Source organism: Streptomyces bambusae (assembly GCF_020532645.1).
Lineage (GTDB): Bacteria > Actinomycetota > Actinomycetes > Streptomycetales > Streptomycetaceae > Streptomyces > Streptomyces bambusae.
The window spans coordinates 224,324-250,226 of sequence record NZ_JAJAUZ010000001.1 but is presented as its reverse complement, the minus strand read 5'-3'; the positions used below and the strand labels follow the sequence as shown (position 1 = coordinate 250,226).

General features: G+C 74.3%; 27 protein-coding genes. 18 read left to right on the top strand and 9 right to left on the bottom strand.

Features of this window, described 5'->3' with window-relative positions:
- The first annotated feature begins 117 nt into the window (after positions 1–117).
- On the top strand, positions 118–1,317 hold the full coding sequence (locus tag LG634_RS01155) for a PP2C family protein-serine/threonine phosphatase (RefSeq protein WP_226731630.1): 1,200 nt from the start codon (positions 118–120) through the stop codon (positions 1,315–1,317).
- 51 nt (positions 1,318–1,368) lie between these two features.
- Here the strand turns inward: LG634_RS01155 and LG634_RS01150 are convergent, their stop codons facing one another.
- Entirely contained in the window at positions 1,369–2,220 is an 852-nt protein-coding gene (locus tag LG634_RS01150) for a helix-turn-helix transcriptional regulator (protein ID WP_226731629.1), read from the bottom strand.
- A 168-nt stretch (positions 2,221–2,388) separates the two neighbouring features.
- On the opposite strand from LG634_RS01150, the gene LG634_RS01145 reads away from it, so the two are divergent.
- The 3 genes from LG634_RS01145 to LG634_RS01135 all read left to right on the top strand — a co-directional run bounded on the left by LG634_RS01145 (position 2,389) and on the right by LG634_RS01135 (position 4,994).
- Positions 2,389–3,192, top strand: coding sequence for an alpha/beta fold hydrolase (locus LG634_RS01145; protein ID WP_226731628.1), 804 nt, complete (start codon positions 2,389–2,391; stop codon positions 3,190–3,192).
- A 369-nt stretch (positions 3,193–3,561) separates the two neighbouring features.
- Entirely contained in the window at positions 3,562–4,644 is a 1,083-nt protein-coding gene (locus LG634_RS01140) for a cobalamin-independent methionine synthase II family protein (RefSeq protein ID WP_308072191.1), read from the top strand.
- A 74-nt stretch (positions 4,645–4,718) separates the two neighbouring features.
- Positions 4,719–4,994 carry a hypothetical protein gene (locus LG634_RS01135; RefSeq protein WP_226731626.1) on the top strand — a complete coding sequence of 92 codons (276 nt, stop codon included), beginning with the start codon at positions 4,719–4,721 and terminating at the stop codon, positions 4,992–4,994.
- 87 nt (positions 4,995–5,081) lie between these two features.
- Here the strand turns inward: LG634_RS01135 and LG634_RS01130 are convergent, their stop codons facing one another.
- Positions 5,082–5,276 (bottom strand): hypothetical protein, encoded by a 195-nt coding sequence (locus LG634_RS01130; protein ID WP_226731625.1) that lies wholly within the window; start codon positions 5,274–5,276, stop codon positions 5,082–5,084.
- A complete protein-coding gene (locus tag LG634_RS01125) occupies positions 5,273–5,560 on the bottom strand; it encodes a hypothetical protein (protein WP_226731624.1) in 288 nt (95 codons plus the stop codon). Before LG634_RS01125 ends, LG634_RS01130 begins: the two co-directional genes overlap by 4 nt.
- Before the next feature lie 83 nt (positions 5,561–5,643).
- Here LG634_RS01125 and LG634_RS01120 point away from each other — a divergent pair, with 83 nt between their 5' ends.
- Positions 5,644–6,177: a GNAT family N-acetyltransferase gene (locus LG634_RS01120; protein ID WP_226731623.1), complete on the top strand. Its 534-nt coding sequence runs from the start codon at positions 5,644–5,646 to the stop codon at positions 6,175–6,177.
- Between the two features lie 82 nt (positions 6,178–6,259).
- Here LG634_RS01120 and LG634_RS01115 read toward each other — a convergent pair whose 3' ends face one another.
- A complete protein-coding gene (locus tag LG634_RS01115; protein WP_226731622.1) occupies positions 6,260–7,777 on the bottom strand; it encodes a hypothetical protein in 1,518 nt (505 codons plus the stop codon).
- Positions 7,778–8,146: 369 nt separating this feature from the next.
- On the opposite strand from LG634_RS01115, the gene LG634_RS01110 reads away from it, so the two are divergent.
- Positions 8,147–9,814 (top strand): GMC oxidoreductase, encoded by a 1,668-nt coding sequence (locus LG634_RS01110; RefSeq protein ID WP_226731621.1) that lies wholly within the window; start codon positions 8,147–8,149, stop codon positions 9,812–9,814.
- Positions 9,815–9,906: 92 nt separating this feature from the next.
- Here LG634_RS01110 and LG634_RS01105 read toward each other — a convergent pair whose 3' ends face one another.
- Complete coding sequence (locus LG634_RS01105) at positions 9,907–10,386, bottom strand: carboxymuconolactone decarboxylase family protein (RefSeq protein WP_226731620.1); 480 nt, start codon at positions 10,384–10,386, stop codon at positions 9,907–9,909.
- Entirely contained in the window at positions 10,383–11,465 is a 1,083-nt protein-coding gene (locus tag LG634_RS01100) for an NAD(P)H-dependent amine dehydrogenase family protein (RefSeq protein WP_226731619.1), read from the bottom strand. The genes LG634_RS01105 and LG634_RS01100 overlap by 4 nt, the downstream gene beginning before the upstream one ends.
- A gap of 128 nt (positions 11,466–11,593) precedes the next feature.
- On the opposite strand from LG634_RS01100, the gene LG634_RS01095 reads away from it, so the two are divergent.
- Entirely contained in the window at positions 11,594–11,821 is a 228-nt protein-coding gene (locus tag LG634_RS01095) for an NfeD C-terminal domain-containing protein (protein ID WP_226731618.1), read from the top strand.
- 155 nt (positions 11,822–11,976) lie between these two features.
- The gene (locus tag LG634_RS01090; RefSeq protein ID WP_226731617.1) at positions 11,977–13,512 is read left to right on the top strand and encodes a flotillin family protein; all 1,536 of its coding nucleotides are present in this window, start codon (positions 11,977–11,979) and stop codon (positions 13,510–13,512) included.
- A 116-nt stretch (positions 13,513–13,628) separates the two neighbouring features.
- On the opposite strand, the gene LG634_RS01085 is transcribed toward LG634_RS01090, so the two are convergent.
- Positions 13,629–14,918 carry a multidrug effflux MFS transporter gene (locus tag LG634_RS01085; RefSeq protein ID WP_226731616.1) on the bottom strand — a complete coding sequence of 430 codons (1,290 nt, stop codon included), beginning with the start codon at positions 14,916–14,918 and terminating at the stop codon, positions 13,629–13,631.
- Positions 14,919–15,001: 83 nt separating this feature from the next.
- Here LG634_RS01085 and LG634_RS01080 point away from each other — a divergent pair, with 83 nt between their 5' ends.
- Together LG634_RS01080 and pucL are read left to right on the top strand one after the other, a co-directional pair.
- A complete protein-coding gene (locus tag LG634_RS01080) occupies positions 15,002–15,457 on the top strand; it encodes a MarR family winged helix-turn-helix transcriptional regulator (protein ID WP_226731615.1) in 456 nt (151 codons plus the stop codon).
- A gap of 272 nt (positions 15,458–15,729) precedes the next feature.
- Complete coding sequence (gene pucL / locus LG634_RS01075) at positions 15,730–16,647, top strand: factor-independent urate hydroxylase (RefSeq protein WP_226731614.1); 918 nt, start codon at positions 15,730–15,732, stop codon at positions 16,645–16,647.
- Between the two features lie 129 nt (positions 16,648–16,776).
- Here pucL and LG634_RS01070 read toward each other — a convergent pair whose 3' ends face one another.
- The gene (locus LG634_RS01070) at positions 16,777–17,220 is read right to left on the bottom strand and encodes a histidine phosphatase family protein (RefSeq protein WP_308072186.1); all 444 of its coding nucleotides are present in this window, start codon (positions 17,218–17,220) and stop codon (positions 16,777–16,779) included.
- A gap of 238 nt (positions 17,221–17,458) precedes the next feature.
- Between LG634_RS01070 and LG634_RS01065 the strand changes: the two genes are divergently transcribed.
- From LG634_RS01065 to LG634_RS01050, 4 genes are all read left to right on the top strand, one after another.
- Positions 17,459–17,680 (top strand): CbtB domain-containing protein, encoded by a 222-nt coding sequence (locus tag LG634_RS01065; RefSeq protein ID WP_226731612.1) that lies wholly within the window; start codon positions 17,459–17,461, stop codon positions 17,678–17,680.
- A gap of 17 nt (positions 17,681–17,697) precedes the next feature.
- Positions 17,698–18,477: a CbtA family protein gene (locus tag LG634_RS01060; protein WP_226731611.1), complete on the top strand. Its 780-nt coding sequence runs from the start codon at positions 17,698–17,700 to the stop codon at positions 18,475–18,477.
- A gap of 81 nt (positions 18,478–18,558) precedes the next feature.
- Positions 18,559–18,828, top strand: coding sequence for a hypothetical protein (locus LG634_RS01055; RefSeq protein ID WP_226731610.1), 270 nt, complete (start codon positions 18,559–18,561; stop codon positions 18,826–18,828).
- Between the two features lie 838 nt (positions 18,829–19,666).
- Positions 19,667–19,876, top strand: a complete 210-nt coding sequence (locus LG634_RS01050) for a hypothetical protein (RefSeq protein ID WP_226731709.1) — start codon at positions 19,667–19,669, stop codon at positions 19,874–19,876.
- Positions 19,877–20,242: 366 nt separating this feature from the next.
- Here the strand turns inward: LG634_RS01050 and LG634_RS01040 are convergent, their stop codons facing one another.
- A complete protein-coding gene (locus tag LG634_RS01040) occupies positions 20,243–20,638 on the bottom strand; it encodes a hypothetical protein (protein WP_226731609.1) in 396 nt (131 codons plus the stop codon).
- Positions 20,639–20,804: 166 nt separating this feature from the next.
- Between LG634_RS01040 and LG634_RS01035 the strand changes: the two genes are divergently transcribed.
- The 4 genes from LG634_RS01035 (at position 20,805) to LG634_RS01020 (ending at position 25,899) form a co-directional block, all read left to right on the top strand.
- Positions 20,805–21,710 (top strand): hypothetical protein, encoded by a 906-nt coding sequence (locus LG634_RS01035; protein WP_226731608.1) that lies wholly within the window; start codon positions 20,805–20,807, stop codon positions 21,708–21,710.
- Positions 21,711–21,783: 73 nt separating this feature from the next.
- Positions 21,784–23,805 carry an FUSC family protein gene (locus LG634_RS01030; protein WP_226731607.1) on the top strand — a complete coding sequence of 674 codons (2,022 nt, stop codon included), beginning with the start codon at positions 21,784–21,786 and terminating at the stop codon, positions 23,803–23,805.
- Between the two features lie 73 nt (positions 23,806–23,878).
- Positions 23,879–24,613: a hypothetical protein gene (locus LG634_RS01025; protein ID WP_226731606.1), complete on the top strand. Its 735-nt coding sequence runs from the start codon at positions 23,879–23,881 to the stop codon at positions 24,611–24,613.
- Positions 24,610–25,899, top strand: coding sequence for a sensor histidine kinase (locus LG634_RS01020; protein WP_264202583.1), 1,290 nt, complete (start codon positions 24,610–24,612; stop codon positions 25,897–25,899). Before LG634_RS01025 ends, LG634_RS01020 begins: the two co-directional genes overlap by 4 nt.
- Positions 25,900–25,903 lie beyond the last annotated feature (4 nt).

The window sequence follows — 25,903 nt, the reverse complement described above, 5'->3', positions numbered from 1 at the left end:
GTCACCCTCACCTGCCGGATCCGTTCGTGTGGCGTGCCCGGCCGCCTGCGGGGATCCTGGAGCCCCTAGCGCCCGTGCGGGCCGGACCCCGCGCCCGGCCCGGTTGGAGGCACCAGGATGGCCGTCGGAGGCCGCGCGGCCCCGGACCGCTCCGAGAGCTTCGGGGAGGGGCTGCTCGGGATGCTCCTGGACCGGGCGCACGAGCTGCCGCCGCACCAGGTCGCCCCGCTCGTCGCGGAGACGGTCGCCCGGCTGGGCGGTCGCGATCTGCGGATCCTGCTCCAGGACTACGGCCAGCAGAACCTGGTCCCCCTGCCGGGCACGGGAGCCGGGGCCGGGGGGCCGCAGCCCATCGACCGGTCCGATGCCGGCCGGTGCTTCCTGGAGTCCCGCCCCCTGGAGGTCCCGGCGGCCGACGGCGTACGGGTCCACCTGCCCCTGCTGGACGGCGGCGACCAGGTGGGGGTCCTCTCCGTCACCCTCGACAGCTCCGGCCCCGACGAGCGACGCATCCTGCGCAGGATCGCGGGCCTCACGGCCGACATGATGCAGACCAAGAACGGCTACACCGACCTCTTCTTCCGGACCCGGCGCAGCGAACCGATGAGCGTGGCCGCCGAGATCCAGTGGTCGCTCCTGCCCCCGCTGTCGATGGTGATGCCGCACGTGTCGGTCGCCGGAGTCCTGGAGCCCGCCTACGACGTGGCCGGGGACAGCTTCGACTACGCCCTGAACGGCGACGTCCTGCACCTCGCCATGATCGACGCCATGGGCCACGGCCTGGACGCGGCCACCATGGCCACGGTGGCCATCGGCGCCTACCGCCACGCCCGCCGGATCAGCATCGAGCTGTCGGAGATCTACCTCTTCATGGACCGGGCCGTCGCCGAGCAGTTCGACCCGGACCACTTCGTGACCGCCCAGATGATGCGCCTGGACACGGACACCGGCCGCCTCCAGTGGGTCAACGCAGGACACCCCGCACCCATGCTGGTCCGCGCGCACCGCGTCGTCGGCCGCCTGGAGAGCCCCACGACCCTCCCCGTCGGCTTCGGAGGGGACCAGCCCCAGGTCAGCACGGTGACGCTGGAACCGGGCGACCGCGTCCTCTGCTTCACCGACGGCCTCATCGAGGAACACGCGAACGGGCAGGACCAGTTCGGCGAGGAGCAGCTGATCGACTGGGTGAACCGACTGGAAGAGGCCGACCACGGGATCCGCACCGTGGCCAGGGAGCTCTCCCACACCCTCAAACGGGCGCGGGGCGACACCACCTCGGACGACGCCACGCTCGTCCTGTTCGAGTGGCGCGGCTGACGGGGGTTGCCGCAACGTGCCGGTCGTGTTGGCCGGACTACGCGGCCGACGTCAGCGGGGTGCGGTGAACTGGCCGGTGCCCACGACCTTGAGGAGGGCGAGGCGTTCGGCGGTGTCGCCGGCGACGGGCGGGGTGTACAGGACCACGCGCTGGTCTCCCTCCGGTGCGAGCAGGACCTGGCAGTCCAACTCGACCGGGCCGATCAGCGGGTGCACGACGCGCATGCGCGAGGCCCGGCGCACGGAGACCTCGTGCAGCTCCCACAGGGCGGCGAACTCCTCTCCGAGCCCCAGGAGCCGCTCGACCAGGCGCGTAGCGGCAGGGTCGCCGGCGCGACGCGCCACGGCCGCCCGCAGGTCGGCCACGTGCAGCCGGCTGTAGTGGTCGTGCTCCTCCGGCGGGTACGCGGCACGCTGGGCCGGGTCGGTGAACCAGCGCCAGACCACGTTGCGGCCGTGCTCGGACACCGTGCACACACCGCCCAGCAGGGCCTCGGCCATGGCGTTCTGGGCCAGGACGTCACCGAGGTCGCCGAGCACCTGGACCGGGGTCGCGGGCAGCTGGTCCAGCAGGTGCAGCAGCCCCGGGCCGACGTGGTCGCCTGCAGTCCGGGCGGCGGGCGGGCGGCGACCGGCGAGGAGGTGGAGGTGGTCTCGTTCGTCGTCGGACAGGCGCAGGGCGCGGGCCAAGGCGGCGAGCATCTCCGGCGAGGGCTGCGGGCCGCGGGCCTGTTCGAGGCGGATGTAGTAGTCGGCCGACATGCCGGCGAGCTGGGCGACCTCCTCGCGGCGCAGGCCCGGCGTGCGCCGCCGGGGGCCGACGGGCAGGCCGGCGTCCTGGGGCCGTACCCGGTCGCGGGAGCGGCGCAGGAAATCGGCGAGTGCCTCACGGTCGATCTTCATACGGTCATCCTGCCGGGCGGTCCGGGCCCGGGACCGGACCGCCCGGGGCCAGACAGGGACTGCCGATCCCAGGGTGGGGAGGGCTCTCCCGACCAGCTCCCAGCCGCGGCACCGTGGGTCTGGCCGGAGCACGAACGCCCCGGTCAACACACCAGCAAGGAGCACTCCATGGCCACCGTCTCCGTCAACGGCGCGCACGTCCACTACGAGAAGACCGGTTCCGGCCCCGCGCTCGTCCTGGTGCACGGCACCGTGTCGGCGGGCGCGGCCGTCAACTGGGGTCGGACCGCGCCGCAGTTCACCCCGTGCCGCACAGTGATCACTCCCGACCTCTCCGGCACCGATGCGACCGTCGACGACGGCGGCCCGTTGACCGCCGAAGGGCTCGCCGCCCAGGTCATCGCCGTCATCGAGGACGCAGCGGACGGGCCGGTCGACCTGCTGGGCTTCTCCATGGGCTCCACCGTCGCCGCCACCGTCGCCGCGCTGCGCCCCGACCTGGTGCAGCGCCTGATCCTGGTTGCCGGCTGGGCCCACACCGACGGCGACGAGTACCTGCGCAGCCTCTTCACCCTCTGGCAGGACCTCGGCACTTCCGACCCCGCCTCCTTCGGCCGCGCGGTGGCGATGACCGGCTTCAGCCGCGGTTTCCTCAACTCCATCGGCCGCGAACAGTTCGAGGCCCTCATCCCCAACATTCCGCCCACCCCCGGCACCCTGCGCCACATCGCCTACGACCTGCGGGTGGACATCCGGCCGTTGCTGCCCCGCATCGAGGCGCCCACCCTCGTGATCGGAGGCACCCGGGACATCACGGTCCCCGTCGAGCACAGCCGAGCCCTGCACGCCGCCATCGCCGACAGCTCGTACGCAGAGATCGACGCGGGCCACGTCATGCTCTTCGAGCGAGAGGACGCCTTCGTCAAGCTCGTGACCGACTTCATCGAAGCCCCCGCCACGTCCGGCGCGTGAACGGAGACCGCACGCCCCGGGACCCCGTCCGTATCGGCCAGTCCCCCACAGGTCTCGGCCACCTGTCCACACCAACGGGTGAAGACCAACTTGCCTGCCGATTCCAGTAGTTGCTCGGGCGCGTTGCCGTTGCGGCCCTCACATACGGGGGCGACCAGCACCTCGCCGAAGGAGCAGCCTGTGAGCACGCAGAACGGGGGGCCTGTGCCCTCTCCCGCTGACCGCAGCGACCGACGCAGCTTCCTCAAGTCCGCCGGATACGCCGCCGTGGCGACCGGGGCCGTGGCCGCCGGCGGCGGCCTCGGGATCTTAGGAGGGGAGGCGGCCGCGGAAACCCGTCACAAGACGGCGAACGGCGCGCCGTCGAAGATCTCCCTGCCGACCGAGCCGATCGGCAGCATTCCGCGCCCGGCGCACCTGATCAAGGCGAACCAGGACTTCGCCGAGGGACGGATCACCCGGCGGGAGCTCGACGAGCACCGCGACCGCGCACTGCGCGACACGATCGAGAAGTTCGTCGCGACCGGTTCCCCGGTCATCACCGACGGCGAGCAGAGCAAGCCGAGTTTCGCCACCTATCCGGTCGCGGGGCTGAAGCTGAACCCGGGCGGCCAGGTCGTGCCGTTCGCCGACGGGCACACCCGCCAGCTGCCGCTGCTGACGCAGCGGGACTTCCGGTACCAGGCGCACGCCGGCGACTACCTGAAGAAGACCCGCGAGGTGCTGCGCACCATCCGGTCGATGACCGACCTGCCGGTGAAGCAGGCGGTGATCGCACCGTCCATGCTGAGCATGTTCTACCCCCCTCTGGGCATCAGCGGCTACTCCAAGGAGCAGTTCCACGACGACCTCGTGAACGAGGCCGAGGCGGACCTCCGCGGCTGTCTCGAAGGGGGTGCCCACAAGGTCCAGATGGACTTCACCGAAGGCCGGGTCTCCTTCAAGCTCGACCCGGACGGCGGGATGCTGCGGCAGTTCGTCGCCCTGAACAACGAGGTGCTGGACCGCTTCTCCCCCGAAGAGCGGCAGCGCATCGGCGTCCACACCTGCCCCGGCGGAGACCAGGACTCCACCCACAGCGCGGACGTGGACTACAAGAAGTTCCTCCCGAGGTTCTTCGACCTGCACGCCGGGAACTTCTACCTCCAGATGGCCAGCGAGCCCGACAGGCGCAGCGTGCTGGCCCTGGTGCGCGACCACCTGAAGCCCAACCAGCGTGTGTTCATCGGGGTGACGGACCCGATCAACCCCCGGGTCGAGACGCCCGAAGAGGTGCGCGACAGGGTCCTGGAAGCTGCGGAATTCATCCCGCTCCAGCAGCTCGGCACCTGCGACGACTGCGGATTCGCGCCCTTCGCCGACGACAAGTCGACGCCACGGGAGACCGCGTTCGCCAAGATCCGGGCGCGCGTCGAGGGAACCCGCCTGGCCGAGCAGCGCCTCCGGGGGTAGCCGCCCGCGGCCCCGAGCGGCCGAGAACCGGCACGGACCGAAGACCACCAAGAGAACAGGTAATCCTGATGGGCATGCTGCACAAGATCCTGACCACCGGCGTGATCGTGGCCGGGACCACCCTGGCCGTCGCACCGACCGCATCGGCCGGCACCGAATCGTTCCTGACGAGCCCCGCCGCCTCCGACACCCTCCTGACGGGCCCCGCCGGTGCCGCGGCCCTGGGCGGCGGGCTGGTCGGCGGCATCGTCGACAAGCAGGGCGAGACGCTCGGTGCCGCGGTCAGGCAGACCGCCGCCGGAGTCCCCGCCGTGCTGCCCCTCCTGACGAAGCCGGTCCGCGCCCAGTAGGGCTTGGACGGCGCTTCGGACGCCGGGTGGACCGGAGCAATCACGGCCGGGCCACCCGGCGGTCGCCCCCGCCCGCGCGGGCGGCCTTCAGGGCCCCGCGAGGCAGAGGAGTTCCATGGCCTCCGAGACGGCGCGGCGGCCGGTGGCCGAGTCGGGGTCGTGGTCCGGGAGCTGGTGGCCGGCCGAGAGGCCGAGGATCAGTTCGAGGTTGGCCTGCTCGGCGGGGGTCAGCATGCCGTGCAGCTCGGCCAGCCGCTGTCCCATGGTGAGTGATTTCGTCATCGCGTGCTCCCGGTGAAGCCGAGGGTGTCCGGCAGGTTCAGCAGTTCCGTGCGCATGGCCGGGGCGGCGGCGGAGAGCGGGCCGGTCGCCGCCCCGAGGCCCTGGAGCTCCCTCAGGTGCCGGCCGGCCGAGGTGACGATGCTGCCGAGCACGGCCTGCTGGTCGTGGTCGAGGGTCGCCTTGAGGGCGGCCAGCTTGTCGGTGAGCAGGGGCAGGGCCGCCGCCAGGGAGGCGGCGTCGATCGGCGGTTCGGCCAGGGTCAGGCCGGCGGACTTCGGGGTCATCTGAGCCTCCTGGGCAGGTCCGTGTGGGCAGGGTCCGCCGTCCGCGCTCGGGAGAGCCCGGATCGGCGAACTACTGTTCGCGGATGACCTCATCAACCCACTGGCCGGTCGCGGATCTCTTGACGTCGTCTCGGCTCGCGCTGGAGCCGCTGCGTCCCGGGCACGCCCCGGAGGCGTTCCCGGTCTTCGACGACGTCCGGCTGCACACGTGGACCGGCGGGGCGCCGAGCACGCTCGCCGAGCTGGCCGCCCGGTACGCCCGCCAGGCCGCTGGCCGGTCGCCGGACGGCAGCCAGGGCTGGCTGAACTGGATGCTGCGCCGCACCGACGACGGCCGGCTGGCCGGCACCGTGCAGGCGACCGTGTACCGGACGTCGGCCGGTGACCTGGAGGCTTCCCTCGCATGGGTGGTGGGCGTCGAGCACCAGGGCCTGGGCTTCGCCCGCGAGGCCGCGGCCGCCATGGCCGACTGGCTGCGCGGGCAGGGCGTGACCGTGCTCGCCGCGTACGTGCACCCGGAGCACGCGGCGTCGGCCGCCGTCGCCCGCGCGCTCGGGCTGACGCCGACGGACGTCGTGGAGGACGGCGAGGTCCGGTGGAGTTCCACCGGCGGGTGAGCGCCCCTCCGGATACGGCGGCACCCCGCCCGGCCGGCCGGAAACCGGGCGCGCGGGGTGCTTCCCGGCGGGGCGGGGCGGCTCAGGCGGTGAGCTTCGAGGTCCCCTGCGTCAGCGGCCATTCGCGGGTGAGGGTCCCCAGCGGGATCCGCTTCTCGAAGACCGGCGTGCCGAAGATCCGGAGCTGCAGGCTCAGGTGGCCCGAGAGGTCGAAACCGCCGTGCAGCGACCAGGCACCCGTCAGCTGCGCCTTTCCGTCCGAGGAGGCCGTACCGGTGAGCTGTGCTTCGCCGCGTACGTACGGGGCGAAGTCGGCGGTGAGGCCGACCAGGCCGTACAGGCCGACGGAGGCCTCGGTGCCCAGGGAGGCCTTGGCCCGGCCGGCGGCCGTGACCGAGGCGGTCACCGGGGTGCTCGTGACCTGCGAGGTGCCGACCGGGCTCCAGCCCTTGCCGAACGCGTAGCTGCCGCCGACCCGGAAGTCGCCCTTCACGTCCTGCGTGACGTCGACGGTGATCCGGCCGTCGGCCTGGACCTGGAGGTAGACGGTCAGGCCGAGGTTGACGACCACCGGCACCGGGCCGACCTGGATGACCGGGTCGGCGTGCAGCCGGGCCAGCGGGATGCGCTGGGTGGCCTGGGCGGAGACCCGGCCCTTGAGGTTCCAGTGCGCCGACCAGTCGCCGCTCATGCCGAGGAAGGCGGCCCCCGGGCCGATCCGGCCCGGGCTGCCGTCGTACGAGAACTCCACCTCGGGCGCGAGCTGCACGTATCCGGCGGCGGAGGCGGCCGCGGAGACCGGGGCGTCCGCCGCGGTCTCGATGCCGGTCTCCACGTCGAGGCGGAGGTTGCCGGCCGGCACCTTCACGCCGTTGGGACCGAAGTGGACTCCGTCGGGCCTGGTCCAGGAGAACTTCACGCCCTCCAGCAGCGGGACGACCTGCACCGTCGACGGGTCGACGGGCACCTGGCCGGCGGCCTCGTCGTCGGCGAGGACCTGGTCGAGGGTGGCGGGCTTGGTGACGACCTCGGTGCCGCGGTCCGTGGTCCGCACGATGTCGGTGACCTCGGCCAGCAGGCCCTGGGGGGCGCCGGGCGCGGGAGCGCTGGCGATCACGTCACCCGTCTTGACGGGCTGGGCGGACTGGGCGGGCGGGACGGGCTCGACGGGCCGGCCGGCCCCGGCGGCGGGCCCGGCGGTGGCCCCGGCGCCGCCGGCCCCGGCGGTGGCCCCGGCGCCCGCGGCGGCCCGGTCGCTGCCGGCGTCGCCGGAAGTCCGGTGCTGCGCCGTGGATATGACGGCCCGCCGGGTCTTCTTGTCGTACGAGGCGACCTTGAGCGGGCTGCGCTCGGCCGTCGTACGGGCGCCCGCCGGGCGGGCCACGGCGGTGGGGGTGTGCTGCGGGGCGGCGCGTACGGCGAGCTGCTCGCCCGCCCCGGCCGGGTGGCCGGGGGCCGGGGAGGCGGCGGCCGCCGCCTCGGTGGCGGGGGCGGGGGGCGCGGCGTCGGCGGTGCCGGCCGCGGTGCAGCCGGTGGCGGCGAGGGCGAGTGAGGTCAGTGCGGGGACCAGGAGTTTCCTGGTGAGCGTGAGGGAGCGCACGGGGGTGTCCTCCGGCGTTGGGCCCTGAGCGTGGCCGGACGGCCATGGGTCATGAGCGTGGTGCGGTTGGGGGGTGGCGCCGTGACCGGTGGGGCGCGGCTCGGCCGGGAGGTCAGCCCCGCCCTGCGCCCTACCTGCCGGTAACAGCGGGCCGATCATGCCACGGCGTACGCCCAATCCCCCTGCAATTGAGGTGGAGTTGAGGGTCGGGGCACGGGTTCCGGCCACCGGCGGAGGGGGCCGTTCAAGGTCGGCCCCGGGGCGGCACAAGAGCGGACGGCGGCCGGAAGTTACCTGCGCGTATGGCGTGACTTCACACGCCCCCCGCAGTAGAACTCGTTCCTCTTCCTTCGACGTAAGGAAATCCCCATGCACACAACTCCCCCACAATTCAGCGGAAGTTCAGAGTCATTCGGGGTTTCACGCCGCGGATTCCTCACAGGAACAGGTTCCATTCTTGCGGCTGCGGCGCTCAGCGGTCACCCCGCCTGGGCCGCCGGCGCCGCGGCCCCGGCCCGCACCGCGATCCCCACCGCCCCCGTCGAGAACGGTGCCCGGGTCCCCACCCTGGTCATCGGCTCCGGCTACGGCGGTTCCGTCGCCGCCCTCCGGCTCGCCCAGGCCGGCATCGACGTCCACATGATCGAGATGGGCATGGCCTGGGACACCCCGGGCGCCGACGGCAAGATCTTCGCCAACACCACCAGGCCCGACTACCGCTCGTACTGGCTGCGCACCCGCACCAAGGCGCCCATCAGCAACTTCCTCGGCTTCCCGATCGACAAGGACGTCCCGAAGTACACGGGCATCCTCGACGCCGAGGACATGGGCGGGATCCTCGTCTACCAGGGCCGCGGCGTCGGCGGCGGCTCGCTCGTCAACGGCGGCATGGCCGTCACCCCGCGCCGGGAGAACTTCGCCGCCGTCCTCCCCACGGTCGACGTGAACGAGATGTACGCGACGTACTACCCGCGCGCCAACGCCGGTCTCGGCGTGGCCACCATCGACCCGGCCTGGTTCGAGACCGCCGCCTGCTACCAGTACGCGCGGGTCGGCCGGAAACACGCGCAGCGCTCCGGCTTCCCGTTCGTCTTCGTACCCGACGTCTACGACTGGGAGTACATGAAGGCGGAGGCGGCCGGCACCGTGCCCAAGTCGGCGCTCGACGGCGAGATCCTCTACGGCAACAACCACGGCAAGAAGTCCCTCCAGCAGACGTACCTCGCACGTGCCGCGGCCACCGGCCGGGTCGCCGTCTCGCCCCTGCACCGGGTCACCTCGGTGAGCCCGGCCGCCGGCGGCGGCTACACCGTCGCCGTCGAGCAGATCGACACCGCCGGGAACACGGTCGCCGCCAAGACCGTCACCGCGGACAAGGTGTTCTTCGCCGCCGGCAGCGTCGGCACCAGCAAGCTCCTGGTCCGGCTGAAGGCCACCGGCGCGCTGCCCGGCCTCAACGCCGAGATCGGCAAGGGCTGGGGCGACAACGGCAACGTCATGTGCGGCCGCGCGAACCACATGTGGGACCCGACCGGCAAGGTGCAGGCGTCGATCCCGACCGCCGGCATCGACAACTGGGACGCCGGCGGGGCCTTCGCCGAGGTGGCGCCGCTGCCCACCGGGATCGAGACGTACGCGTCCTTCTACCTCTCGATCACGAAGAACCCGCACCGCGCCGAGTTCTCCTGGAACGCGGCCGCCGGGAAGGTCGAACTCAACTGGCAGCGGGCCTGGAAGCAGGCCTCGATCGACATGGCGCGCAGCATCTTCGACAAGATCAACGCGAGGGAGGGGACGATCTACCGGACCGACCTGTTCGGGACCGACAGGGTGTGGGGCGACCACCTCACCTACCACCCGCTGGGCGGCGCGGTCCTCGGCAAGGCCACCGACAACCACGGCCGGCTGCACGGCCACCCCGGGCTGTACGTGATCGACGGCGCGCTGATCCCGGGCAACACCAGCGTGAACCCGTTCGTCACCATCACGGCGCTGGCCGAACGGAACATCGAGCGGATCATCGCGGCGGACTTCTGAGGGGACCCCTGAGGGGGCTCCCCAGGGGACTCCCGCGGCACGGCCCCAGCGGTGCGGTGCGTGCGTACGGGCCCGGATCCGGGCCCGTACGTTCAGTGACCCGGGAGTACGCAGACGGCGTCGAGCCCGAGGACCCGGTTGAGGCGGCCGAACGCCAGCCACGAGCCGATGCTCATGGTCAGCTCCACGATCTCCGGCTGGCTGTAGTGCGCGGTCATCCTCGACCAGAACGCGTCGTCGAGCCCGTGGTGGTCGAGCGCGTACCGCTCGGCGTACTCGGCCGCCAGCCGGGTGCGGTCGTCGAAGGCCTCCGTGGTGCGCCACTCCTCGACCGCACCGGCGAACTCCTCCTCGACCTTCTCGCCGTCCCGGTCGGTCCGCCAGTCCAGGCAGAACAGGCAGCCGTTGATCTGCGCGATGCGCAGCCGGGCGGCCTCGAACTCGCGCAGGCCCAGGGTGGTGTGGGCGTACACGGACAGCGAGAAGTTCGAGGCGGCCATGCCGATCTCGGGGACCATGTCGCCCCACACGTGCTCGATCGGGTGCTTGCCCTCGGGGATGTCGATGATCACGGCCGGTTCCTTCCGAGTCGGCCCGCGGCGGGGCGCAGGGGGACGTCGAGTGCGTCGTAGAGGCCGGGTTCGGCCGCGGCCAGCCAGTCGATCGCGCCGACCAGCCGGCCGACGGCGGTGGCGTTGCCGCCGGCGGAGCGGTTCTCGCCCTCGTCGGAGGCCTCGACCGTGACCTCGATGCGGGGGCGGCCCTCGACGACGACCCGGTGCGCGCCGTCGCCGCCGCCGGGTGGCACCGGCCAGTCGGGGGCGCAGTCCTTGTGGATGCGGGTGACGTGCTCGATGACCAGTCGGGGTTCGCCGCCGACGATGCCCTGCACCTCGAAGCGGACCGCGCCCTGGGTGCCGGCGGCGAAGTCGCCCATGGTGCGGGTGGTCACGTCGGCGTCCAGCGCCCGGCGGTCGAGGGTCTCGCGTATCTCGTCGAGCTCGACGCCGAGGGCGCGGGCCATCAGGCGCAGCTGGCCGCCCCAGACCATGGTGGGGACGGAGGGCAGCAGCATGGGCGGCTGGTAGTCCATGGGGTGGCCCATCCCGATGAGGTGACGGACCGAGTCCTCCTGCTCGTACGTCGAGTAGTCGAAGATCTCCTGGCAGCGGATCGCGTCGACGGTCGAGCCGAGGCCGCTGACCAGGAGCGGGAGGACGTCGTTGCCCCAGCCGGGATCGACGCCGGAGACGAACAGCGAGCCGCCGCCCTCGGCGATCGCGTCGAGCACGGGCTCGCGCAGCTCGGGCGGGGCGCTGCGCTGGTCGTAGAAGGCGTACAGGGCGGGGGTGACGACCACGGCGCCGGCCCGGATCGCCCGGATGACGTCGGCCTGGGCCTCGTCGGGGCGGATGTCGCCGGAGGCCGCGTAGACGACGGCCCGTGGGCGGGCGGCGAGGACGGCGTCGGCGTCGTCGGTGGCCGGCACCCCCAATGCGTGGTCGAGGCAGGCGAGTTCGCCTGCGTCGCGGCCGACCTTGTCGGGACTGTGGACGAGTACGGACGTGAGGTGCAGGTCCGGGTGGGCCGCTACGGCGCGGATCGCTGCGCGTCCGACGTTGCCGGTGCCCCAGACAGCCGTGGGAATCATGCGCGGAGGGTAGCGAGCGGCGCCCCAACAGCCCAGGGCCGCGACGAATAAATCTGACGCTACGTCAGTTTGCTGTCCGAGCAGGCCCGGTGGAGCCGCGGCGGCCGGTGGGCCGATACCCTCGCGGCATGACGGAGGCTGCGGGCGGCGGTGTGGTGGGGCGGACCGGGCGGGTATCCGGATCGATCGGGCCGGGGCTGGTCGGGGAGGTCCTCGTCCCGGTCCGCGGCGGCTCGGAGGCGTTCCTCGCGTACGCGGCCGTGGCGGGTGAGCGATTCGGGCCGGGGGCACTGGTGACGGTGGTCGAGTACATGCCGCCGCGGACGGTCTACGTGGCGGCTGCGTACGGGGTCTGACGCGCCGGACCCCGTACGGGTCCGCCCTGCGTGCCGGTCGTTTCACGGCTCCGTATCAAGACGGCGACAACGGCTGCCGGGGAGCTTCCACGGGCGGTCCGGCGGGCGGACACTCGCCCTCGTCGGTGCCGGGCGGCACCGCGCGAAGGGGGCGAATGCCGATGTTCGTCGGCGTCGTGGCGGGAGCGTGTCTCGCCGGAATCGCGTTTCTGATAGGCCTGTTCAAGCTGATGTGGCGGGTGGCCGAACCCAACGAGGCCCTGGTCATCTCCGGCTCCACCCACAAGACCGAGGGTCTGGACGAGGGCATGGGGTTCCGGATCGTCACGGGCCGCGGCACCCTGGTGGTGCCGGGCGTGCAGGCGGTCCGCAAGCTGTCGCTGGACCTGAACGAGACCCAGCTGTCGGTGGAGTGCGTGACCCAGCAGGGCATCCCGCTCAAGGTGCGGGGCGTGGTGATCTTCAAGGTGGGCGACGACTACGTGTCGATCGCGAACGCCGCCCGCCGGTTCCTGGACCAGCAGAAACTGATGCCGGAGCGCGTGCACATCGTGTTCGCGGGCCACCTGCGCTCGATCGTGGGCGGTCTGACGGTCGAGGACATGATCCGGGACCGGGAGAAGCTGACGGGGCAGGCGCGGGCGGCCTGCAATACGGAGATGGAGAAGCTGGGCCTGATCGTGGACTCGCTCCAGATCCACGAGATCGACGACCCGACCGGCTACATCAAGAACCTGGCGGCCCCGCACGCCGCCGCCGTGCAGCGCGACGCCCGGATCGCGCAGGCGGAGGCGAACCGGCTGGCCACGGAAGCCGAGCAGACCGCCATGGCGCGGATGGCGGAGGCCACCCGGGACAGCGAGATCCTGCAGGCCGGCTACCAGGCCGAGCGGGACAAGGCGGCCGCCACCGCCCGGCAGGCGGGCCCGCTGTCGGAGGCCGCGGCCCGGCAGGAGGTCGTGGTCCAGGAGACCCGGGTGGCCGAGCTGGAGGCGCACCGGCGGGAGCAGCAGCTCCAGGCGGACGTCCGCAAGCCGGCCGACGCGATGGCGTACGAGAAGCGCACGCTCGCCGAAGCGGAACGCGACGCGCGGATCTCGGCCGCACAGGCCAAGGCCAGGGAGACCGAGCTGGCGGCGGCGGCCGAGGCGACCCGGGTCAAGACGGCCGCCGCCGCCGAGGCCGAGGCCACCGAGGCCCGCGGCCTGGCGGCCGCGACGGCCACCCGGGCCACGGGCGAGGCGGAGGCGGCGGCCGCCGAGGCGAAGGGCCTCGCAGTGGCCTCCGCGGCCAGGGCGAAGGGTCTCGCGGAGGCCGAGGCGATCAAGGCGCGGGCCGCCGCGCTGGCCGAGAACCAGGAGGCCGTGGTCGCCCAGCAGCTCGCCGAGAACTGGCCGAAGATCGTCGAGGCGGGCGCGTCCGCCTTCGGCAACGTCGACCAGATGGTCCTGCTCAACGGTGCCGACGGCATGGCCGAGCTGTTCGCCAAGGCGCTGACGATGGGCGGGGCGGGGCTGGGGCTGGCACGGAAGCTGCTGGCGGACGGGGGAACGGGGCCGTCGCAGGCCGCGGTCGCCGCCGCTGCGGTCGCCGGCCCCGCCCCCGCTGCCGCTGCCGCTGCGGCGCCCGTCCCGGAGGCCCTTCCGGACGTGGTGGTCTCGCAGCCGATACCGGTCGCCGACGAGGACTGAGCGGGGCCGCCGCCACGGCGGGGGCCGGCCCGGGTTCCCGCCCGGGGCCGGCCCGGCCCCGGGTCCGCGGACTCCCCGGCCTGCCGCCGCGACGGCCGCCCCGCGGCCGCGGAGGGTCAGCCGCTGCGGCGGGTGAGGGTGAGGTGCGCCGTCAGGGCCAGGGCCGAGGTGGTGGCGACGGACACGGCCAGGGGGAGGGTGGAGGAGGTGCCGGAGAGGCCGGCGAGGGGAGCGGTGAGGCCACCCATGGCGTAGGAGCACAGGCCGAGCAGGGCGGAGGCCGTACCCGCCGTACGGGGGCGGCCTTCGAGCGCGAGGGCCGACGTGTTGGGGGCGATCAGCCCGATGCTGGAGACGATCAGCAGGAGGGCCGGCAGCACCCCCGGCAGCCCGAGGTCCGCCACCGCGGAGAGCAGGAGCAGCATCGCGCCGGTCACCTGGAGGGCGACCCCGCAGCCGACCAGCCGCCGCATGGGGACCCGCCGTACCAGCCGGCCGCCGATCTGTCCGGCCAGCACCAGCCCCAGCGAGTTGCCGCCGAAGACCAGGCTGAACTGCTGCGCCGACAGCCCGTGCACCTCCTGGAGGAGGAACGGCGAGCCGGCGATGTACGCCATGAGCCCGGCGAACGCGAAGGCGCCGGTCAGGGTCGGGCCCAGGAAGCGCCGCTCTCGGAGCAGAGCACCGAACTCGCGCACGATCCGCCCCGGCCCCCCGCCCCCGCGCGCCTCCGCGGGCAGGGTCTCGCGCAGCAGCAGGGCCGCACCGGCGAGGATCGCCGCACCGGTCAGGGCCAGGACGAGGAACACCCCCCGCCAGTCGGTCAGCCGCAGCAGCTGGCCGCCCGCCAGCGGGGCGAGGATCGGGGCGGCACCGTTGACGATCATGAGCAGGGAGAACACGCGGGCCGCCGCGGCACCCTCGTACAGGTCGGACACCACCGCCCGGGCGATGACGATGCCGAAGCCGCCCGCGAGGCCCTGGAGCAGGCGGAGGCCGGTGAGGGCGGGGGCGTTCGGGGCGAAGGCGCACAGGACGGAGGCGACGGCGTACCCGGCCAGCCCCCACAGCAGCGGGCGGCGGCGGCCCCAGCGGTCGGCCATCGGCCCCCCGACGAGCTGCCCGAAGGCCAGGCCCAGCAGGCAGGCGGTGAGCGTGAGCTGCGCGTCGGCGGCCCCCACGTGCAGGTCCCCGGCCAGGTCCGGCAGCCCCGGGAGGTACATGTCCAGGCTCAGCGGTCCGAACGCGGACAGCGCGCCGAGCACGACCACCAGCCGCAAGGCGGGACGCGGCACCGGCCGGGACACGGGCTGCGCGGTCGTCGCCGTACCCGCGGTCGCCGGACCCCCCGCCCCCGGGGTCGCATCCGAGGAGTCTCCGGCAGAAGGGGGCGCGGTGTACGTCATACGGGTGAGGATACCTGCCTAAGCAGGTATCTCGGCAAGAGGTCGCGGCCGCCCGCTGCGCCCGGGATGGGAGGATCGCCCCCATGGGAGAGAGCATCGAGCGGCTGGCCGCCGCCGAGGGCGTGCAGCTGCTGGGGCACCTGAGCCGCGTGGTGCACGTGTTGCAGAACCGGACCCGGCCGGTGTTTGCCGCCGCGTCCGGGCTGGAGGGGCCCGAGTTCGAACTGCTGCTGCGGCTCTGGCAGCAGCCCGGGCACACCGCACAGGCCGCCCCGCTCGGCGAGGCCATCGGCCTGACCTCCAGCGGCACCACCCGCCTGGTCGCCCGGGTCCTGGCCAAGGGCCTGATCAGCCGCGAGCCCGACCCCTGCGACGGACGCGCCTTCCTGCTCCGGCACACCCCGCTCGGCGAGCAGAAGCTGCACGCCGCCCTGGAGGCGCACACCGCCCAGTTGCGCGCCCTGCTCGACGAGACCCTGCCGCCCGCCCTCCTGAAGCGCCTCATCGAGGACCTGTCCCGCTTCGACGCGGCCCTCTGATCCCACCCGTCCCCGTGGCCACACCGGCACCGCGCCCTTGGACGGTCCGCCGAACCCGCCGGCCCGATTGTCGGACGATCCGGGCCCCGCCGTATCCCCCGCGCGCGTGTTGCAATCCGATACGTACCTACGGACCGGGATGCACGTCAGTCCCGGGGCGGTCCTGCGGGACCGGACGGCGGGGGGCGGCACGGCCGGAGGGCTCCGGGGCGGTCGCCGGACGCCGGGCGTACGGAGCCGGCCAACGGACCCGTGACCCGAAGGAAGACACCATGAGCAGGCACGTCCTCGCGCAGAACCAGTACGGCAAGGCCGAGAACCGCATCGTCAAGGTCACCCGCAAGGGCAGCGACGGCTCCTGGCACGAGATCCGGGACCTGAACGTCTCGGTGGCCCTGCGCGGCGAGTTCCGCGACGTGCACCTCACCGGCGACAACGCCAACTGCCTCCCCACCGACACCACCAAGAACACCGTCTACGCCTTCGCCAAGGAGCACGGCGTCGACTCCCCCGAGGCCTTCGGCATCCTGCTCGCCAAGCACTTCGTGTCCTCCCAGACGCCGATCCGCGAGGCGCAGATCCGCATCGAGGAGTACGCCTGGGACCGGATCCCGGTACCGACCCGCAAGGAGCAGCACTCCTTCGTCCGCAAGGGCCAGGAGGTGCGCACCGCGCAGATCACGTACAGCGAGACCACCGGGCTCCAGGTCATCTCCGGCCTCAAGGAGCTGACGGTCATGAACTCGACCGACTCCGAGTTCCACGGCTACATCAAGGACCGGTACACCACGCTCCGGGAGGCGTACGACCGCATCCTGGCGACCAAGGTCACCGCCCGCTGGGCGCACTCCCGGCTGGCCGCCGACGACGCGTCGACCGACTGGGACCAGGCGTACAGGAAGGTGCGGAAGTACCTGCTGGAGGCGTTCGCCGACACCTACTCGTACTCGCTCCAGCAGACGCTGAACGCGATGGCCGAGCGGGTCCTCGACCACTGCGCGCGGGTCAACGAGGTGCGCCTCAACCTGCCGAACAAGCACCACTTCCTGGTCGACCTGGAGCCGTTCGGGCTCAAGAACGACAACGAGGTGTACTTCGCCGCGGACCGGATGTACGGCCTGATCGAGGGCACCATCCACCGTGACGGCGTGCAGCCGGTCATCGCCACCAGCGACTGGATCACGGCCTGACGCTCCGGGTCACCGGATCAGCGGGGCACCGGATCAGCGGGGCACCGGATCAGCGGGGCACCGGATCAGCGGGGCACCGGATCAGCGGGGCACCGGATCAGCGGGGCACCGGATCAGCGGGGCACCGGGTCACCGTTCGGCGGGGGCCCCGAGCCGCAGGTTCCAGCGGCCGGCGCGCCCGCTGAGTTCGGTGACCGTGCCCGGGCGTGCGTCCAGCCGCCAGAAGACGGCCGCGGGCAGTCCCAGGGCGTGCACGACGGCCGCCCGTACCACCGCCTGTTCGACCACCACCTCCGCGGTGCCCGGCGCCAGGCCGTCCAGCCACGTCCCGACCCGGGCGACCAGCGTCTCGACGGACTCGCCGCCGGGGGGCGCGTACGCGGGGTCGGTGAGCCAGCGGCGGACCGCCTCCGGGTCGGCGGCGGCGACCTCGTCCAGGGAACGGCCGTGCCACTCGCCCGCGTCGGGTCCGCGCAGCTGCGGGGCGCCGGGGGGCGCCTCGCACGCGCCGAAGCGGAATCCGGGGACGAGGTCCCGGGTGCACAGCCGTACGCGTACCGATGCGCTGCTCATGCAGGGAGCGTAGACGGCGTGCGCAGGGGCGCAGAACGGCGTTCGCGCGCCGTGGTGTTCAGGCCATCGAAGCGGTACGGTCTCGGACGACATGACGACGGTATGACGGAAGTACCGGTGGGAATCCGGCACGGTCGCGCCACTGTGAACCTCTCCTCGCGGGGAGGGAAGTCAGACCCGCAGCCGTCGTTTCAGGGCACCACATGACCGGGACGCGTGTTCCCCAGGAGGTTCTGCCATGGCTCAGTCCGCCGTGCCCGCCGTACCTGCGAGCGATGCCGCCGTGACGCCCGTTCCGCTGCGCGAACTGGCGCCGTGGGCGGTGTTCACCGGGGTCCTGATGCTGGTCCTGCTGTACTTCGTCGGCGCCGAGCAGGGCGCGACGGCCCTGTTCGAGGGCGAGACGGTCCACGAGTGGCTGCACGACGGCCGCCACCTGCTCGGTTTCCCCTGCCACTGAGCGCCGGGGTTCCCCTCGTGAATTCCCCTTCGGTACGGGCCCTGCTGGTGCGCGGCATGCTGGCGGGGCTGGCCGCCGGCGTGCTCGCGTTCCTGGTCTCGTACGTCCTCGGCGAGCCCCGGGTGGAGGACGCCATCGCGCTGGAGGAGGCGGCCGCGCACGCGTCGGGCGGCGGCCACCACCACGAGGCGGCGCCGGTCGGCCGGGCGCTCCAGGCCACGGCCGGGCTCGGTACGGGCGTCCTGCTGTACGGGGTCGCGCTCGGCGGGCTCACGGCGCTCGCGCTGTGCTTCGCGCTGGGCCGGGTCGGGCGGTTCGGGCCGCGGGCGACGGCGGCGTTCGTCGCGGGCGGTGCGTTCGCCGCCGTGACGCTGGTGCCGTTCTTCAAGTACCCGGCGAATCCGCCGGCGGTCGGCGATCCGGCGACCGCCGGCCGGCGGACCGCCCTCTACCTGCTGATGATCGTGCTCGGTCTGCTGCTGACCGCGGCCGCGGTGCTGCTCGGGCGGCGGCTCGCGCCGCGGCTGGGCGGCTGGTACGCGTCGGTGGCCGGCGGCGGCTTCCTGGTGACGGCGGTGGCGGTCGCGTACGCCGTGCTGCCGGGCGTGGACGAGGTGCCGGCGGGCTTCCCGGCCACGCTGATCTGGCAGTTCCGGCTGTCCTCGCTGGCGATCCAGGCCACGCTGTGGGCCGGGATCGGGCTGCTGCTGGGAGAGTTGGCGCACCGGCACCTCGTACCGGAACGGGCGGCCGGGTCCCCGGCAGATCGTTCCGGGTCCTCCGCGGTGGCTGCCTGACAGCCCTCCGATCCGGTACAACGGCGCTGTGAGCACACGGAGTTGTGTGCCGCAGCGTCGTTTCCGCAACGGGGGGCTGGCATGGACGACCCGATCGCGCACAAGGGCTTCTGGAGCTGGCACGGCTGGACCGGAACCGGGCCCTTGTGGCTGAGCGCGGCCTTACTCCTCCTGGTGGTCTTCCTCCAGGTCCCCCTGGTCCCCCAGATCGCCGTGATCACCACCCTGGCCGGCCTCGGCGGCCTGGTGCGCCAGCTGGTGTTCGGCGACTACGGCCATGTGGTGATGCACGCGGCGGCCTCCCTGACGGGGTCGGCGGCGGTGGTGCTGGGGTTGTTCGTGCTGTGCTGACCGGCTGATCCGGGCCGGGGCCCGCGGGCGCCGGGTTGACGGGCGCGGGGCCGACACGCCGGGGGACGCACCGGGTGGGTCACCCGTTCGGCCGCCGGTGGGGCCGGGCGCCTCCCCCGGTCGGGGGGTTCTCGGGCGCCGGTGCGCAGGGAGCGGTTCCCGACGGGCACATCCAGGGCATGACCGGGACGCGTTGTGCGGTGACGAGGTGGCTGTCGGCCGCCTGCGTCCTGCTGCTCGCGCTCCTGACCACGGCACCGGCCGGCCACGCGGCGCCGGGGCCGACGGGCGGGCCCGCGGAGCGGCCCTCCGACCGGTCGACGGCCGCCGTCCCGGCCCGGGCACCGGACCTCGCCCCGCCCCCGGACCGGGCGAGCGCATTCGTACGGGTACCCGCGCCCCCTCCGGACCCCGCCCGGGCGGGCCTGCGGGTGCCGCCTCCGGTACGGCTGGACCTTCCGCTGCCGCTCCCCCGGCCGGTGCCGTTCCACGGGCCCTTCGAGCTGCCCCTGCTGCCCGGGCAGGTGCCTGCGCCCGCGCCGGGGCCGGTGCCCGGGGGGCCGGGGGAGCCGGTCAAGGAGGGGTCGGCGGAGCAGGCGGGGGACGGGACGGAGCAGCGCGTTGCGGTGCGGGCGGGGGTGCGGCAGGCGCCGTGGGCAGGCCGGGCCGGGAGGGAGCGGTGCCCGGGGAGCGGTGCGGTACGGGGACCCGGTGGGGGGCGCAGGGCGGTTCCGGAGTCGCTCGATGAGCGGCGGAGCGTGGTGCTGCGGTGCTGAGGAGGTGCGCGGTACGCCACGCACGTCTTCCCCACACCCCCACACACCCCGAGGACTTCGCCATGCCCTTCGACCCGTACGCCGCGCTGAACGCCATGCTGCGCGCGGAAGCCTCCCGCATCGCCCCGCGGCCGCAGACGCCGCCGGCCCGCCCGCAGGCCGTACCGGCCGCCGAGGCGGACGCGCGGCAGCCCGAGCGCGCCACGGCGGCCGCTCCGGCGCGGCGGCCCGAGCGCACGGCCTCCGCGCAGGAGCCGCGCGACTGCGCGTAACCGCCGTGGCCCCGCCGTGGCCGGGCCACGGCGGGGGACGCGGGGAGGGGCCGGGGCGGGGGGGCCCGGGGCACCCGGCGGGGGGGGGGGGGGGGGGGCCCCCGGGCCCGGGGGGGGGGGCCCCCCCGGGGGGGGGCCGGGCCGGGGGGCGGGCGGCCCGGGGGGGGGGCGGGGGGGGGGGGGGGGGGGGGGGGGGGGGGGGGGGGCCGTCGGGTCGGTTGGGGGGCCGGGGGGGGCCCCCCCGGGGCGCCCGGCGGCCGGCGCCTCTGCCAGTGTGCGCGGGCCGGCGGGCCGGCGGGACCGGGCTTTGGTCCCGGCCGGCCCGCCGAAAGTACCGGCGGGCCGGTCCGGCCGCCGTCCGCCCGGTCAGGGCTCGCGCTGGTAGTAGCGGTAGAAGGCGCCGATGCCGATCGGGACGGCGACCGCCAGCGCGATGCCGACGCTGCGCAGGATCGATTCGTCGGCCAGGCTGTACAGGTAGCCCATTGCGATGCCCGCGAACGCGCCGTACGCGGCGGCCCGCAGTTCGCGCGGCAGGCTCGGTCCGACCCGGGACAGCAGGAAGAGCATGCCGGCGAACAGGACGCCGCAGAGGATGCCGTAGAAGACGTTGCCCGCGTCGACCGGGCCCATCTGCCGCTTCATGAAGGCCGCGTACACGCCGTAGACGAGACCGAAGAGGACGGGCCGCAGCCACGCTCCGGTGTCGATGTGCCGCATCGTGCCCTGGTGCCGGCCGGCGGCCGGTGCCGCATGTGCCATGTCGGGCTCCTTCGTCCGGGGGCCGCCGCCGCGGCGGCCCGGCCTCCCCACCCTCAAGGGCACACCCGCGCACCGACGGCGGCAAGTGGATCACCGGAGTGGCCGCGCCACCCGGCCGCAGCAGCAGCGGTCGCGCACCGGCGGCGGCCCGTCGTTCCCTGGTGACGTGCGGAAATCCCTGTCGGCGGCCCTGACGGCGGCCCTGGTCGTGGTGCTCGCCGTCCTCGTGCCGCTGAGCGCGGTCGCGGTGTGGGCGGACCGCGTGATCGGGGACCGCGACCGGTACGTGGCGGCGATGGCTCCGCTGGCCCGCGACCCGGCCGTGCAGGACGCCGTCGTACGGCAGGCCACGCGGGCCATCTCGGGGCAGATCGACGTCGGGCCGTTCCAGGCCGGGCTGGAGACGCTGCTGGCCGAAGCGGTCCGCTCCTTCGTCGGCACCGACAACTTCCAGACCGCGTGGAACACCGCCAACCGGGCCGCGCACGAGGCCTTCTTCGAAGCTCTGAGCAGCGGCGAGGGCAACACCGTCAGCGTGGACCTGGCACCGGTGATCGAGCAGGTGCGGGCCGACCTCATCGCGGACGGGGTGCCGTTCGCGGACCGGATCCCGGTCGGGCACGTGGCGATCACGGTGCTGGAGTACGAGAACCTCGGCGCGCTCCGCAAGGGATTCCACGTCCTGCAGGTGGCCGGGCTGTGGCTGCCGCTCCTGGCCCTCGTGCTGGTCGCGGGCGCGGTGGCGGGGGCCCGCCGGCGGCTGCGCGTGCTGGTCGCGGTCGGCACCGGGCTGGCCCTGGGGGCGCTGCTGCTGGCGGCCGCGGTCCCGGAAGGCCGCCGCCGCACCCTCCGGGACCTGCCCCCCGACGTGGACCGGCCGGCGGCGGCCGCGGTGTACGACGCCCTGACCGCCTTCCTGCGGACCTCGGCCTGGGTGGTCCTGGCGGCCGGTGCGGTGCTGGCGCTCGGCGCGTGGGCGGCGGGCCGGATCGCGCGGCGGCGGGCGGGCGGGTCCGGTCCGGGCACCCCGGAGGCACCCCACCCGGACCAAACGATCCGAACGACCCCATAGGCTGGAAACCGCGCAGAACGCACAGAAGGAACGATTCGCGAACCGGATCCCCAACCAGCGGCACGGAAGCGGAATGAGCACCCATCAGGGCACGGACCGGACACGGCCCGCACGACCCCGTACCCTCCCCCTGACCCCGCCCGGCTGGCTGCTCAGCGGCCTGCGGCCGGGCCCTGCGCCGGTCCCGTGGGCGGCCGTGGCCCGGGCCGGCATCGCGCTCGCCGCCCCGCTCGCCGCCGGATTCGCCCTCGACGAGCCGCAGTACGGGGCCCTCGTCTCCATGGGCGCGCTGTCCGGAGTGATCGGCGACACCGCCGACGCGTACCGGATGCGGATCCTGAACATCGCCGTGCCGCAGCTGTTCGGCGCGGTCGGCGTCACCCTGGGCACCCTCGTCTACGGCAGCGGCTGGGCAGCCGTCGGCGTCCTCACGCTGATCGCCCTCGTCTCCGGAATGATCTCCTCGATCGGTTCGGTCGCCTCCGTGTCCGGGCTGCTGCTCCTGCTGAACGCGGTGGTGGGCGCCGGGCTCGCGATGCCGCAGCCGTGGTGGACGGCGCCGGTGCTGCTCAGCGCCGGCGGACTGTTCGTCCTCCTGCTCACCCTGCTGGGCTGGCCGCTGCGCGGCCGGCAACCGGAGCGGGCCGCGGTCGCCGCCACCTACCGGGCGCTGGCCGACCTGCTGGAGGCGGCCGGCGGCCCCGGGTACGAGGAGCGCCGGGTGGCGGTCACCGCCGCCCTCAACCAGGCGTACGACCTGGTGCTGGGGCGCCGGGCCCGGGTGCACGGCCGCAGCCCCGAGCTGGTGCGGCTGCTGGCGCAGCTGAACATCGTCATCCCGCTGGTCGAGGCGGCACCCGCCGCACATCTGCGCGGGCGGCCGCTGCCGCCGGAGATCCCGGCGGCGGTGAGGGAGCTGGCCGCAGCCGTCGAGGAGGGGCGCACCGCGGTCCCTGCACCGGCCCTGCCCGCCCCGCCGGACCGGCCGACGGAGAAGGCCATCGACGCCGCCCTGCGGTACGCGGCGACGATCGCGGATCCGGCGGGGCCCGACCCGTACAACGTCGACGACCGGCTGGGGCGGCCGGCGGCGCTGCGGGTGCGGGTCCGGCGGGCGGTGCGGGACGTGACGCTGTCGAAGGAGTCCTGGCGGTACGGGCTGCGGCTGGCGCTGTGCATCGGGCTGGCGCAGGCGCTGGTGTCGCTGGTCGAGTTCGAGCGGTCGTACTGGATCGCGCTGACCGTGACGTTCGTACTGAAGCCGGACTTCGGGTCGGTGTTCTCGCGGGCCGTGCTGCGGGCGCTCGGCACGGCGGGCGGGCTGGTGGTCGCGGCGGCGGTGCTCGCAGAGGTGCCCCGGGGCTGGTGGGACGTACCGGTGATGGTGGTGCTGGGCGCGCTGATCCCGGCGTTCTCGGCCAAGGGGTACGTGTTCCAGACGGCGGCGATCACGCCGGTGATCCTGCTGCTGTCGGACCTGCTGAACCACCAGGGGTTCGACCTGATCCGGCCGCGGCTGTTCGACAGCCTGATCGGGTGCGCGATCACGCTGGTGGCCGGGTACCTGCTGTGGCCGGAGAGCTGGCGCAGCCGGCTCGGGGACCGGCTGGCGGACACCGTGGAGGATGCCGCGCGGTACGTGGAGCGGGCGTTCGGGGAGGTGCCGGCGGACGAGGCCGCGCTGCGGGCGGCCCGGACGGCCCGGGTGCACGCCCGGCGGCGGATCTACCGGGACCTGTCCGGTGTCCGGTCCGAGTTCCAGCGGGCCCTGACGGAGCCGCCGCCGACCGGGACCCGGGCCTCCGCGTGGTGGCCGCTGGTGGTGGCCGTGGAGCGGATCGTGGACGCGACGACCGCGGCCCGGGTGCGGGTGAACCACGGGGCGCCGCCGCCCGCCCGGCAGGAGGTCGAGGAGGTCACCGCCCGGCTGCGGGACCTGGCGGCGGTGGTCCGCAGCAGCCCGCATCCGGCGGGCGCCCGGGTCACGGCGGCGGACGCCGGCAGCGGGGCGGCCGGGGACGCGGCCGGGGGCGGGGTGCTCGATCCGGTGCGGCAGGAGGTCGCGGCCGCCCTGGCGATCACGTCGCCGGCCTGAGCGGCCGCCGCGGCGTCGCCCGAACGGCTCATCCGCCGGGGCCGGCGCGGGGGCCGCGGGAGAGCATCGGAGCATGTGGCAGGTGGTGTCCCGCAGGTCCGGGGGCCCGCGCCCGGGTGTCCGGGCGGGTCTGGTCCTGCTGGGTGCCCTGGCCGGGCTCGCCGGGTGCGCCGACGCGGAGGGGGTGCGGGACGACGGGGACCGGGGAGAAGTGAACGCGCCGAAGGCGCTGTGGCCGGACCGGCATCCCTCGCCCGCCGCGCCCGGTCAGTCCGCCGGGGACGCGACGGTCGTGCCGGGGGTGGCGGTGCCGGAGGGCGGGATGCGCGGGGCCGACGTGCTGGGCCTGGTGCGCGCGGACATCGAGTCGGCGACGCGGGCGGACGGCGGCACCGGCCGGCTCGTGGACCCGCGGGCCGCGCAGCGGCTCGCGCAGTGCCCGGAGGACGGGCCGCCGCCCGCGGACTGCGCGGTGCGCCCGCCCGTCTTCCACGATCTGACGGGCGACGGCAAGGACGAGCTGATCACCGCCGTGGACGTGGACGGGCGGCTGTCCGAGCTGCGCGTCTACACCGTGCAGGGCGGCAAGGTGGTGCGCGTGCTGGCCCGGCGCGGGGTCCTGGAGGGCGTCGAGGTGGCCGCCGGGCACCTCGCGGTCCGCGAGCCGACCACCAACCCGTCGTACGTGTCCGTCTCGGACTACGAGTGGGACCCGGACACCCGCACCATGACCCTCCAGCAGCTCACCCTCGACGACTGTCCCAGCCTCCCGGACCCGGACCGGCCCTGCCCGAACGGCGGGGGCTGACGGTGTCCTGGATACGGCGGGCGACCAGCCTGCGGTGGCAGATCGCGGCGACCACCACCGCGGTCTGCTGCGCGGTGGCCGCCGTGCTGGGGATCCTCGTGCACAACGTGGTGGCCCGGCAGGTGGTCGGCGAGGTCCGCAAGGAAGTACAGGCCGTCCTCGACCACGCGCTCGCCCACTACGCGTACGGCACCGCGCACGGGGACGTGGCCATGGCGCTGAACCCGGCCGAGCTGCCCGTGCCGCTGGCCCGGCTGGTCGCCGAGGGGCACAGCGGCTCGATGGTGGGCGAGCGCGACGGGAAGCCCGTCATGTGGGCGGCGGCACCGGCCGACGGGAAGGCGCTGGCGGTCTGGATCCCGTACGGCAGCACCCGGTCCCGGCTGCGGGCCATCGACACCGCGATCCTCGCCTCCGCCGGGCTGGCCGCCGGGACGGTGGCGCTGGCGGGCCTGTTCCTGGCCGGGCGGATCAGCCGGCGGCTGGCACGGACGGCCGCGGTGGCCCGGCGGATCACCGACGGGGACCTGGACGCCCGGGTGGCCCTCGACGGGTCGCCTCCGGCGGACGGGGAAGAGCCGGGCCGGGTGCGGCGGCACCACGACGAGGTACGGGACGTCGCCGTCGCGCTGGACACCATGGCCGAGACCCTGCAGAACCGGCTGGAGGCCGAGAAGCGGTTCACCGCGGACGTCGCCCACGAGCTGCGCACCCCGCTGACCGGGTCACTGGCCGCGGCCGGGCTGCTGCCCGAGGGCCGCCCCAAGGAGATGATCAACGACCGGCTGCGGGCGCTGCACCTGCTGACCGAGGACCTGCTGGAGATCTCCCGGCTGGACGCCGGGGCCGAGAAGCCCGACCTCGCGCCGTGCCCTCTCGGGCCGGCGGTCGAACGGATCGTGGCCGCGTCCCGGCTGGCGGCGGAGGTGCGGACGGAGGATCCGGCTCAGGTGCTGACCGACCGGCGGCGGCTGGACCGGATCCTCACCAACCTGCTGGTCAACGCTCACCGGCACGGGCAGCCCCCGGTCACGGTCACGGTGACCGGCCCGGTGGTGTCCGTGCGCGATCACGGGCCCGGCTACCCGCCGGAACTGATCCGCCAGGGGCCCAAGCGGTTCCGTACGGGCGATCCCGGGCGGGGGAAGGGGCACGGGCTGGGGCTCACCATCGTGGCCGGCCAGGCTGCCGTGCTCGGCATCCGGCTGACCTTCGCCAACGCACCGGACGGCGGGGCGGTCACCACGCTCACGCTGCCGCTCGGACCCGGGCCGGAGAACGCGTGAGGGG